Below are 11,157 nucleotides of genomic sequence, written 5' to 3'. Positions count from 1 at the left end.
CGCCCCCCTCCACCCGCATGGCTACCGCCCCCACCACTTTTACCGTGGCCACCGCCACCGAGCCACACCGCGTGCGCACCCGCCAGATCGTGCGGGCCCACCCCGAGGTGAAGCAACTCATGACCCGCAACCCCGCCACCTTCCTCATCGGGGTGGGCTGCGTGGCGGCGCAAGTGCTCATCGCCTATTTCCTGCGCGACCAGGCTTGGTACTGGACCATTCCGGCGGCCTATTTGGTGGGCGCATTTTTCTCGCACACGCTGTTTGTGGTCATTCACGAGGCAGCCCACAACTTGGTGTTCAAGGGCTTGTGGAAGAACGTGGCCACGGGCATCCTGGCCAACTTCCCCTCGATTTTCCCCACGGCCATCAGCTTCAAGAATTTCCACATCAAGCACCACGTCTTCCAGGGCGTGCACGAACTGGACGCCGACCTGCCCGACTGGTACGAGGCCAAGCTGATCAAAAACTACAGCATCGGCAAGGCCATCTGGCTGTTTTTCTTCCCCGTGTTTCAGCTCATCCGCACCATTCGCTGCCGCGAAATTGCCACCGTGGACCGCTACGTGGCGGCCAACATCGTGGCGCAAATCGCCTTCGACGTGGCCATTGTGTACTTCTTTGGCTGGACGGCCCTGCTGTACTTGTTCCTCAGCTTCTGGTTTTCGGTGGGCCTGCACCCGCTCGGGGCCCGTTGGATCCAGGAGCACTACCTCACCCTGAGCGACTCGCAGGAAACCTACTCCTACTACGGCCGCCTGAACGGCGTGAACCTGAACGTGGGCTTCCACAACGAGCACCACGACATGCCCAGCATTCCGTGGAACAACCTGCCCAAGCTCAAGCAGGTAGCGCCCGAGTTCTACGAGCCGCTGCTGGCCCACACCAGCTACACCAAGCTCTTCTTCCAGTTCCTGTTCGACCAGGAAATCAGCCTCTACTCGCGCATCATGCGCAAGGAGCGCGGCACCGCCACCCTCAAAGACCAGAGCGTGCCCGACAAGGACCTGCTGGTGGCGTAGGGCCCCCGGCACCACGCACGCCCCGAACGCGGCGGCCCCTCCCGGGCCGCCGCGTTCGGCGTTTTAAGGCGCGCTACTCTTTTAGTTTTGAATGCTTTAGCCGAGGAAAGCGGTGCGTCTGGCTATTGGGGCCCGGCACTCGCCGGGGCCCCAGGGGCAGCCGTTTTCCCCGCGGCTACCTTTGTACGGTTACCGCTTCTTTCGGCGGCCCGCATGAAAACAGAGATAAAAAACGTTTTTGGTAAAGTCATTTTTACCGCCGAATACGACGCGGTCAACCGGCTGGTGCACCAGCAATGGTTTGGCTACCAAACCCGCGGGGGCATCGTCGCGGCGTCCAACGCGGGCCTGGAAATCATTGCCCGGCACCGCTGCCCGCGCTTGCTGAACGACAATACCGCCGTGCTGGGCCCCTGGGACCACGCCGTGGATTGGCTGGCCCAAGACTGGACGCCCCGCGCCATTGCCGCCGGCCTCACGCACTGCGCCCACATCGTCAGCCCCGAGTCGTTCGCCGCCCTCTCGGCCGAGGCCCTCATCAGTGGCGTGGCCGGCAGCTTCGAGCTGCGCATGTTCAGCAACGAGCCCACGGCCCGCGCCTGGCTGCAAATGGCCCGGTAGGGGCCCCTGGCTACCGCCCCGCGGGCCCACAGGGCGAGGCCGAAAAGCTGGTGAGCACCACGTGGTGCTTAAGCAGGGCAATGCCCATGTGGTTGCAAAAGCCGAAGTTGCTGAACCCCTGCGTGTCGCCGGTGCAGGTGAAATAGATGCGTTGCCCCGGCTTGTTGAATTGAGCCAACTCGTTGCTGTTGAGGGCCCCAATAACGTTCTGGTAGCTAAGCCGGGTGGAATCGCCGGGCGCAAACCCGTAGTCGGCGGGCTGCCCAATCGGGTACTGCGCGTCCACGCTGATGATGAGGCCGTCGTAGCAACTGGCCCCCAACACGGTGCCCGCGTAGCACTGCGGCGCATCGGCATCGTGCTTGCAGCCGGCCAAAGCACTGAACGCGAGAGTAGAAAGTAGTAGAGGTAAGCGCATGGACAAGAAGCGGGGATAGCAGGAGGGATGGACCGAAAGCTTCCTAAGGTGCCGTGCAAGGCGTGGCCGAGGCCGTGGTGAGCACCAGGTGGGGCACCGTTGGTTTTACAGGGTCGTAGGCCAGGCACACTGCGCCGACTGGCTGGTCGGTGGCGTTCGTGTAGGTGAAGTACACGCGCTGGCCGGTGGCAGTATTGACGGGGGTCACCGTTGCTGGGTAGCGGACCGCGATGACGTTTCGGCCCAAGAAAGCGCCACTAGACGAGCTGGTGGGGTTGCCGATGGGGTAGGCCGGGTCCACGTCGATCAGCAGGCCGTCGTAGCAGGAACCGCCCACCACCGTGCCCGCGTAGCACAGCGGTGTCAGGTCGGCGTCGTGTTTGCAGCTCAGCAGCGTGCCGGCGGCACCGGCTAAGGCGAGAAGTAAGCGTGGGCGCATACGGCAGAACTAGAATGGTAGAAGAAGTTGAATATAAGAGCCGGGGCCCTGCCAAACCGTTGCACGGCCTGGCCCATCCGCAGTGGCAACCCACCGAATGTAAGTAGCTTGCCGGGCGGGGCCGTGGCGCGGGGCCAACGGCCGGCCCGCCTTTGCTGCATGATGCGTCGTTTGTTGCTGGGGGCCCTGGGGGCCGCGTTATTTGCCGGGGCCGCGGGGGCCCAAAGCCTGCCCGTTATCAGCCAAAACCCGCCCGATTTGCGCTGGCGCGAAGTGCGCACGCCGCATTTCCGGGTGCTGTACCCGGTGGGGCTCGACTCGGCGGCGCAGCGCACGGCCGGCCGCCTGGAGGCCGTGCACGGGCCCGACGGGGCCACGCTGGGCGTGCAGGCCCGGCCCCTGGCGGTGGTGCTGCAAAACCAAACCACCGTGAGCAACGGGTTCGTGACGTTTTTGCCGCGGCACGCCGAGTTTTTTACCACCCCCGAGCAGGGGCAGAACCTGGGCACCGTGGACTGGCTCGACGGGCTGGTGGTGCACGAGTTCCGGCACGTGAACCAGTTCGATAAGGCGCGGCAGGGCGTGGGGCGCGTGCTGGGGCCCTTGCTCGGCGACGGGGCCCTGGGCGTGGCGGCGGTGGGCGTGCCGCAGTGGTTTTTTGAGGGCGACGCCGTGGGCACCGAAACGGCCCTCACCCGCAGCGGCCGCGGCCGTATCCCGTACTTCGGGGTGGGCCTGCGTGCCAACTTGCTGAGCGGCCGGCGGTACAATTACCAGAAAGCGGTGAGCGGCTCGCTGCGCGACTATGTGCCCGACTGGTACGTGCTGGGGTATTTCATGACCTCGTACCTGAAAACCCACCGGGGCCCCGATGCCTGGGCCCGCGTGCTGGACGAGTACTACCGCTTCCCGTTCTACCCATTCTCGTTCTCGAATGGCATCCGCCGCACCACCGGCCTGCGGGTGGAGGCCCTGTACGCCCGCACCATGGCCGACCTCGACTCGACCTGGCGGGCCGAGCAGGCGGCCCGGCCCGCGCCCACGCCGGTGCGCGCGCTGGCTGGGCAGGCCGATACGCGCGTGTTCACGCAATACCAATACCCGCAGTACGTGACTGATAGCACTGTACTGGCCCTGAAAAGCGGCCTCGGCGACATTGCGCAGCTGGTGCTGCTGGGCCGCCACGGGCGCGAGCGGCGGGTGTTCACGCCGGGGCTCGTCAACATTCCCGAGCAGCTGTCGGCGGGTGGCGAGAAGGCGGTGTGGCCCGAGTTTCGGCAGCAGCCGCGCTGGGGGCAGCAAGTGTATTCCGAGCTGAAAGTGCTGGACCTGAAAACCGGCCGCGCGCGCCGCCTCACGCACCGCACCCGCTACGCCGCCGCCACCCTCGCGCCCGACGGCCGCCGCATTGTGGCCGTGCAAACCACCCCCGCCTACCACCACGAGCTGGTGCTGCTGAACGCCGCCACCGGGGCCGTGCTCCAAACCCTGCCCAACCCGCGCAACGACTTCTACCAGCAGCCGCGCCTGCTGGCCGACGGCCGCATTGTGGCCGTGGCCCTGAGCGCCGCCGGCAAAACCTTGCAGCTGCTCGACCCCGCCACCGGCCAGGTCCAAAACCTGCTGCCGGTGGCCAACGTGAACCTGACCAACCCGCAGCCCTGGGGTGACTACGTGCTCTACAACTCGCCGCAAACGGGCATAGACAACATCTTCGCCGTGAGCCTGCGCAATGGCCTTACGTATCAGGTAACCAGGCCTATCTACGGCGCCTACCACGCCGCCGTGAGCCCCGACGGCCGTACCCTGGCTTTCCACGACTACCGCGCCACCGGCGCCCGCGTCGTCGAAATTCCCCTCGACCCCGCCACTTGGACCGCTCTGGGGGCCCCCGCCACTCGCGACGCGCCCGCCGACCCCTACGCCACCAAGCTGGCCGCCGGCGAGCCCGCGGGGCCCCGCATCGCGGCGCTGCTGGCCGCGCCCGATTCGGCGGGGGGCCCTCGCTACGGCGTGCGGCGGTATTCGCCGCTGGCGCACGCGTTCCGGGTGTTCGGCTACGGGGTGGTGCAGAGCCCGGCCGGCAATGCGGTGAGCGTGGGCGTGCGCTCGCAGGATTTCTTGAGCACCACCCAAGCCTTCGCTGGCCTGAGCTATGACCAAACGGAGCGCACCTTCGCCGGCACCGGGGCCCTGAGCTACCAGGGCCGCTTCCCGGTGCTGGACGTGGAGGCGAGCTACGGCGGGCGCAATTCCACGCGCTATTTCGACCGGGCCGCGCCGCTCGACAGCCTGCGCCCGGCCCGCTGGCAATACGCCCGGGTGCTGGCCGGCGTGCGCGTGCCGCTGGTGCTCACCCGCTCGAAGTACTTACAGGCCCTCACGCTGGGGGCCTACTACCTGCACGAGCGGGTGTACAACTACCCCGCTACCCTGCGCAACCGCGACGAAACGGGCCCCACTACGCCGCTGCACGCCCTCCAAACCTACCTCTCCTACGCGAGCCAGCTCAAGCAAAGCGCCCGCGACGTGGCGCCCCGCGGCGGGGCCACGCTGCTGGCCACCTACCGCACCACGCCTTTCGGCACGGCCTTGCAGGCCAACCAGGTAGGGGCCCAGGCGGCGGTGTACCTGCCCGGCCTGGCCGCCCACCACGCCCTGCGCCTGCGCGCCGGCTACCAGTACCAGCAGCAAAACCAGTACAATTTCGCGGCCGCCATTTCGTACCCGCGGGCCGAAACCAGCTATATCAGCTTCGACCGCCTCGCCGCCGCCAGCGCCGACTACAACCTGCCCCTGGCCTTCGTGCACTGGTCGGTGGGCCGGGTGCTGTACGTGCAGCGCCTGCGGGCCGACGTGTTTGCCGACGTGGCCCGCGGCAGTAGCCTCGTCACGGTGCCCGTGAACGGCGTGCCCGTGCGCACCCGCGCTTACCAGGACTTCCGCAACGGCGGCGCCGACCTGCTGGCCCTCTTCAACGTCTTCCACCTGCGCACGCCCGTCGAGGCTGGCGTGCGCATCGCCTACAGCAGCTACCTGCAGCGCGTAGTGGTGCAAACATTGGCCTTCAACGTGCGGCTGTAGCACCGCGGGGCCCCATCCGGCGGCGAGCTACGGAATGCAAAAAGGCCGCCTTGCTGAGTACAGCAGGGCGGCCTTTTTGTGAGGTTACTTTTTGCAGAAAAATCAGAAAAACAGGTTTTTAGCGCACGTGCTTGATGTCGTCGTCGTCGCCGTGGCGGGGGTTGGTGAGGCGGCCGTTGCCCTTGTAGTGCAGGTCGGAGCCGCCCGAGGCGTTGGCGGTCAGCTCGCCGTCCACCCACACGTCGGCGTCGGAGCCGCCGCTGGCGTTGATGGTGGCCGTGGTGCTTTGCAGGCCGAAGCCGTGGTAGTCGGAGCCGCCGCTGAAGCGCATGTCCTGCCGCTCCACCTTGCCGGTCAGCGTCACGTCGGAGCCGCCCGACGACTCGGCGCGCACTGTTTTGGCCTGCAAGGCCAGCGTCACGTCGGAGCCGCCGCTGGCCCGGATGCTGAAGTCGTCGGCCGTGAGCGGGGTTTGGCCGTGGGCGTCGGCCCCGCCGCTCAGCGAGAGGCCCGTGAGGCGCGGGGCCGTAACGTACACCTTGATGCTGCGCTGCCGGCCCCCAAGGCCGCCCATCGAAGCCATTTTCTGCCACGAGAAATCCTTTTCCCAGTGAATGGACAGCGTGCCGTTGCGCACCTCCGTCACGATGTGGGGCAGCGCCTCGGGGATGGCCTCCACCGCCACGGCCGCCGTGGGGCCCTGCGTGAGGTATACGTCGATGCCGCCGCTAGACTCGACTTGCTCGAAGCTGCCGCCTACCGGGCGCGCCTGCCGCTGCTGGGCCAGCGCGCCGGTGGTGGCCAGGGCCACGGCCACGGCCGTGCTAAAGAGGCGAGTGAGGGAAGAAGTAGCCATGCGGAGGGAGCTGATAGGTGAGGTGTGGGGAGAGGCTTTGGCGCTGGTTACCGCCCCGGGGCCCCCGGCGTTACAGGGGCCCGGAAAATATTTTCTGCCCGAGTTTTGCGAAGTTTAGCGGGCTCCTCGGCACCGCTTCGCACCGCGGCCCATCTGCGCCTACCGCGCCCCTGGGGCCCCAGGTTACTTCTTGAACCAGGCCAGCAAATCGGGCTTGTAGGAGCTGCCGATGGGCAGCACGCTGCCGTCGGCCAGCACCACTTGCTCGGGCTGCAGCAGCTTGATGTGGGCCCCGGCCACGATGAACGAACGGTGCACGCGCACGAACCGGCCGCCCAGGGTTTCGGCCATTTCCTTCATGGTTTCGTGCAGCAGGTGGGTTTTGGCGGCCGTCACCAGCTTCACGTAATCCTTGCAGCCCTCCACGTAGAGGATGTCGCGGTGGGGCACCTTCAGCAGGCCGCGGGCGTCCTTCACCAGCACGTGGGCCTCCTCGGGGGCGGCGGGCGGGGCGGGCTGGGCGCGGGCCACGGCCTTCAAAAACCGCTCATAGCTGAAAGGCTTGAGCAGGTAGTCAAGCACGGCCAGCTCGTAGCCGTCGTAGGCGTACTCGCGGTAGGCGGTGGTGAGGATGGTTTTGGGCGGGTGCTTGAGCGTGCGCAGGAAGCTCAGCCCGTTCATCAGCGGCATCTCAATGTCGAGAAACAGCAGGTCGACGGGGTGCTGCGTAAGGTGCTCGTGCGCCTCCATGGCGTGGCGGCAGGCGCCGGCCAGCGCCAGGCCGGGCGTTTGGCCGATGAACTGGGCGAGCACCTGGTGGGCCAGCGGCTCGTCGTCCACCACAAGGCAGCGAAGGGTAGGGGAGGTCATGGTTCGTTGTCGGTTGTTCGTTGCCAGTTGTTCGTTGTCAGTTGTCGGCCAATTTTCTAATAACTGACAACGAACAACTGACAACTCAAAACTGCCCCTAAAGCGGCGGCAGGCGCAAAGTAAGCTCGGCCCGGTAGCGGCCGTTGTGCTCGGAGAGCAGCAGCTCGTGGGCCCCCGGGTAGTAGAGCTGCAAGCGCTGGCGGATGTTGACCAGCCCGATGCCGCCGCGGCGTGGGGCCCCCGGGGCGGCGGGCGGGGCGGGGGGCAGCACGTCGTTTTCGATGACGAAGTGCAGCGTGTCGGGGCCCGCCATTAGGGTGGCCTCCACGCTGGCGCCGTCGGCGAAGTGGTGGCGGCCGTGCTTGAAGCTGTTTTCCACCAGCGGCAGCAGTAGCAGCGGCGGCACGCGCAGGGCCCCTAGCCCGGGGCCCCCGGCGGCGAACCGAATGCGGGCCCCGGCGTACTTGCGCTGCTCCATCTCGAAGTAATTCTCCAGGAACGCCACTTCCTCCACCAGCGCAATGTCGTCCTTGCCGCTGTCGTAGAGCACGTAGCGCATCAGCTCCGAGAGAAGCAGGATGAAGCGCGGCGTTTCGGGCGAGCCGGCCAGGCTCAGGCCATAGATGCTGTTGAGGGTATTGAACAGGAAGTGCGGCTGGAGCTGGGCCTTAAGCTGGTCCATTTGCAAGGCCAGGTGGTCGCGCTCGATGCGCCGGCGGCGCGTTTCCTGCTCAAAGGCGTAGGCTACGAATGCCACGCAGCTGAAGGCGATTAAGTCCGTCAACTTCAGTTCAATATTCGACCAAGTCGGGAGGGTGGCCAAGTTGCCCCACCCCAGCTTGGCCAGTTTCAAAAACAGCAGCCTGGTTAACTGAAAGTTCCACTTCTCGGCGTACCAGAAGTACACCAGCGTGGTGCCCAGTAGCCACCAGTACCGCCGCTGGCGCAGCAGCCGCGGTACCAGCCAGCGGTAGTACGGCACCACGTAGAGCGTGGCCAGGACGGCGAATAGGGCCAAGTGCGGGTAGGGGAAGTTGCTGCGCTCAGCCGGAATTTTTACGCCGCTGAGGTACACGGAGTACTTGTAGAGGCCCACGTAGCTCAGCCAAATCAGGGCTTCGAAGGCGAGGGGGAAGCGGCTGGGCCGGTCGGCGGGGTCGGTTTGCATGGGGCGAAGGTGGCGGGTTTTGGGCCCCGGGGCCGCACCGGGCCGGGCGGTTTTCGACCAACCGGGCAATTTTTTCGACCAAAAAACTGGCCCCCCCGCTTGGTCGAAACCGGGCCTGGCGTGGTCGAAAAACGCGAAAAATGGGCGAATGGCCGCCGTTGCTTTGTCCCACTCCCCGCCGAACACGGCCGGGCCAACCTTCCCTCGCAACTCCTCCACCGCTGCCGCCATGAAAAACGTATTCTCCGCCCTGTTACTCGCCGGTACCCTGGCCGCCGCCACTCCTGCTACCGCACAAACCCCCGCCGGGGCCCCCGCCGCTGCTAGCCTCGGGGCCCTCGCTGGCACCGCCACCGACAGCGTGTCGCGCCAGCCGCTGGCCTTCGCCACCGCTGTGCTGCTGCCCGTCGCCGATCCCAAAAACCCGCTGAGCACCGTGGCCAACGAGCGCGGCGCCTTCCGCTTCGCTGGGGTGCCGGCCGGGCCGTACACGCTGGTGCTGCGCTACCTGGGCTACCGCACCGGGGCCCCCGTAGCGGTGCTGGTGGGCGCCGGGGCCCCCGCCGCCGTGGCCGTGGCGCTTGCCCCCGACCGCCACGCTCTGGGCGAAGTGAAGGTGACGGCCGCCAAGCCCTTCATCGAGCAGCAGGCCGGCAAGCTGGTGCTGAACGTGGCCGCCAGCCCCATCGCCACCGGCGGCTCTGCGGCCGACGTGCTCGGCCGGGCCCCCGGCGTGCTGGAGCAGGGCGGCGGCTATTCGCTGCGCGGCAAATCGGTGGAGGTGCTGCTCGACGGCAAGTACACCAACCTGAGCGGCGAGGAGCTGAAAAACATGCTGGCCGCGCTGCCCGCCAACTCGCTCGACAAGGTGGAAATCATCGCCAACCCTTCGGCCAAGTACGACGCCAAGGGCGGGGCCGTCATCAACCTGATAACCACCAAAAGCCTGAAGCTGGGCACCAACGGCACCGCCACGCTGGGCGCCGGCGCCGGCCGCTACGGCCGCGCCAACGCCGGCCTCAGCCTCAACCACCGCACCGAGCCGCTGAACGTGTACGGCAGCTACGACCGCCTCGACAACCAAGCCTACATCGCCACCAGCGCCGTGCGCGCCGCCACCCCGGAAGTGCAAATCGCCGAAAATGGCCTTGAGCTGCGCCGCAACCGCAACAACTCCGCCAAGCTGGGCTTCGACTACAACCTGAGCAAAACCGCCTCGGTGGGCGTGCTGGTGAAGGGCATGTACAACGAGCGCACCCGCACCGCCGACAACCTGGCCCTGCTCAACGGCCCCGCCGGGGCCCCGCAGTCGGGCGCGGCGGTGGCCACGGCCGGCAAGGCCCAGTTCTTCAGCCCCGCCGTGAACGCCTACTACAAAACCACCCTCGGGGCTCCCGAGAAAACGCTGCGCCTGAACGCCGACTACTTCGGCTACGCCAAGAACTGGCGCAACGACTACGCCACCACCGCCCTCGACGCCGCCGGGGCCCCCACCGGCCCGGCCGACCTGCTGCGCGACAACTCGCCGGCCCGCAACTCAGTCAAGTCCTTGTCGGCCGACTACGCCCAGCCGCTTTACGGCGGCACGCTCGAAGCCGGCCTGAAAACCGTCGTCACCACCACCGACAACGACATCCGCTGGGAGCAGGCCCCCGCCGGCCAGCCCTGGGCCCCCGACCTGGGCAAAACCAACCACTTCATTTACCGCGAAAACATCAACGCCGCCTACGCCACCTTCAGCCGCACGGTGCAGAAAGTGGAAGCCCAAGTGGGCCTGCGCGCCGAGCAAACCAACACCACCGGCACTTCGCTCACGATGGACCAAACCACCGCGCGCCACTACTTCAACCTGTTTCCCAGCGCATCGGTGCAGTACAACCAGTCCGAAAAAGTGCAGCTTGGCTTTGCCTACCGCCGCAAAATCGACCGCTTCCAGTTCGGCATCGTCAACCCCTTCGTCACCTACCTCAGCCCCTACCGCTACAGCCAGGGCAACCCCAACATCCGCCCCTCGTTCTCGCACAACTTCGAGCTGACGCACACCTACGGCAGCCTGCTCTCCACGGCCGTTAGCTACGGCTACCACACCGACGTGCTCATCGACACGTACACCAAGGACGACGCCACCCAAATCGTGGTCAACTCCTACCAGAACTTCCGCAGCGCCAGCGAGCTGAACGCCACCGTGACCCTGATGAAGCCCCTGCTGAACGACAAGTGGCAGACCGTGACCACCCTGGGCGTGGTGTACGCCAAGGTGAACGCCGGCCCCGGGGCCCTCGGCCTGAACAGCGCCCGCCCCGCCGCCATGCTCTCAACCAACCACACCCTCTCGCTGCCCTACGGCTTCAAGGCCGAAGTAGCCGCCCAGTACATGTCGCCGATGACCTTTGGCGGGGTGGCCATGCGGGCCAGCTTTGTGAGCAGCGCCGGGGTGTCCAAAACGGTGCTGCACGGCACCGGCACGCTCACGCTCAACGTCACCGACCTCTTCAACACCCGGCAAACCCGCTTCGACGTGCTCGCCGGCGGCGTCAACTCCACCAACGTCACCAAGGTCGAAAGCCGCTTCGTCAAGCTCGGCTTCAGCTACAAATTCGGCAACAAGAACGTGAAGGCCAGCCAGCGCCGCGACACCGGCACCGAAGCCGAGCGCGCCCGCATGGACAACTAAGCCCC

The 11,157-nt window shown here is 66.6% G+C and carries 9 protein-coding genes; 4 read left to right on the top strand and 5 right to left on the bottom strand.

Translation table 11 applies throughout. The features are described from left to right. The first annotated feature begins 17 nt into the window (after positions 1–17). The gene (locus tag EAH73_RS19780; RefSeq protein ID WP_140469154.1) at positions 18–1,022 is read left to right on the top strand and encodes a fatty acid desaturase; all 1,005 of its coding nucleotides are present in this window, start codon (positions 18–20) and stop codon (positions 1,020–1,022) included. 213 nt (positions 1,023–1,235) lie between these two features. Next, positions 1,236–1,643, top strand: coding sequence for an STAS/SEC14 domain-containing protein (locus EAH73_RS19775; protein ID WP_140469153.1), 408 nt, complete (start codon positions 1,236–1,238; stop codon positions 1,641–1,643). A 10-nt stretch (positions 1,644–1,653) separates the two neighbouring features. Here EAH73_RS19775 and EAH73_RS19770 read toward each other — a convergent pair whose 3' ends face one another. Together EAH73_RS19770 and EAH73_RS19765 are read right to left on the bottom strand one after the other, a co-directional pair. After that, on the bottom strand, positions 1,654–2,061 hold the full coding sequence (locus EAH73_RS19770; protein ID WP_140469152.1) for a hypothetical protein: 408 nt from the start codon (positions 2,059–2,061) through the stop codon (positions 1,654–1,656). 43 nt (positions 2,062–2,104) lie between these two features. Further along, positions 2,105–2,500, bottom strand: coding sequence for a hypothetical protein (locus EAH73_RS19765; RefSeq protein WP_140469151.1), 396 nt, complete (start codon positions 2,498–2,500; stop codon positions 2,105–2,107). Positions 2,501–2,659: 159 nt separating this feature from the next. Here EAH73_RS19765 and EAH73_RS19760 point away from each other — a divergent pair, with 159 nt between their 5' ends. Beyond that, a complete protein-coding gene (locus EAH73_RS19760) occupies positions 2,660–5,584 on the top strand; it encodes a hypothetical protein (RefSeq protein WP_240047346.1) in 2,925 nt (974 codons plus the stop codon). 118 nt (positions 5,585–5,702) lie between these two features. On the opposite strand, the gene EAH73_RS19755 is transcribed toward EAH73_RS19760, so the two are convergent. The 3 genes from EAH73_RS19755 to EAH73_RS19745 form a co-directional block, all read right to left on the bottom strand. Next, a complete protein-coding gene (locus tag EAH73_RS19755; protein WP_140469150.1) occupies positions 5,703–6,440 on the bottom strand; it encodes a head GIN domain-containing protein in 738 nt (245 codons plus the stop codon). Positions 6,441–6,623: 183 nt separating this feature from the next. Continuing rightward, positions 6,624–7,310, bottom strand: coding sequence for a LytR/AlgR family response regulator transcription factor (locus tag EAH73_RS19750; protein WP_140469149.1), 687 nt, complete (start codon positions 7,308–7,310; stop codon positions 6,624–6,626). Between the two features lie 97 nt (positions 7,311–7,407). Then, positions 7,408–8,478, bottom strand: a complete 1,071-nt coding sequence (locus EAH73_RS19745; RefSeq protein ID WP_140469148.1) for a sensor histidine kinase — start codon at positions 8,476–8,478, stop codon at positions 7,408–7,410. 229 nt (positions 8,479–8,707) lie between these two features. Between EAH73_RS19745 and EAH73_RS19740 the strand changes: the two genes are divergently transcribed. Further along, positions 8,708–11,152, top strand: a complete 2,445-nt coding sequence (locus tag EAH73_RS19740) for an outer membrane beta-barrel family protein (protein WP_140469147.1) — start codon at positions 8,708–8,710, stop codon at positions 11,150–11,152. Positions 11,153–11,157 lie beyond the last annotated feature (5 nt).

Origin of the sequence: Hymenobacter nivis (genome assembly GCF_006439025.1) — a bacterium.
Taxonomy (GTDB): domain Bacteria; phylum Bacteroidota; class Bacteroidia; order Cytophagales; family Hymenobacteraceae; genus Hymenobacter; species Hymenobacter nivis_A.
Note: the sequence above shows the minus strand (reverse complement) of the source record. Positions and strands in the feature narration are given on the sequence as shown.